The 375-nt window shown below is 67.5% G+C and carries 1 protein-coding gene; it reads right to left on the reverse strand.

What is annotated here, in order from left to right; translation table 11 throughout:
* A partial coding sequence (locus SM755_RS23340; RefSeq protein ID WP_323174791.1) for a DUF1684 domain-containing protein occupies positions 1-375 on the reverse strand: 375 nt, incomplete at both ends.

The raw sequence follows: 375 nt of genomic DNA on the forward strand, positions 1-375 counted from the left end.
TCCCAGTCCTTCTCGCCGGCCTCTATCGTCGTCTCCAGCCAGTTCTCCTCCGGCGGCAGCGGGCACGCGTACGCGTCCGAGAACGCACAGAACGGATTGTACGCGAGGTTGAAGTCCACCGGGACCTCCTGGCCGTCCTCGAGCTCGCCCTCGGCCTCCAGTTCCATGTAGCGGCCCGCGCCGTACGTCTGCTGGCCCGTCGTCTTGTCGCGGAAGGGCACGAACAGCGACTTGCGGTCCTCGCCCTCCTGACGGTACCCAGCCAGCGAGTGCGTCTCGCCGTCGAGCTCGAACGTCAACTCCGCGACCTTCAGGTACCGCTGCTCGCCGCCCGTCGACGTCTCCATCCGGTACACGTCCTCGTCGTCCCCGTCG

The sequence above is a fragment of the Natrialba sp. PRR66 genome (genome assembly GCF_034808065.1).
In the GTDB taxonomy this organism is placed as follows: Archaea; Halobacteriota; Halobacteria; order Halobacteriales; family Natrialbaceae; genus Natrialba; species Natrialba aegyptia.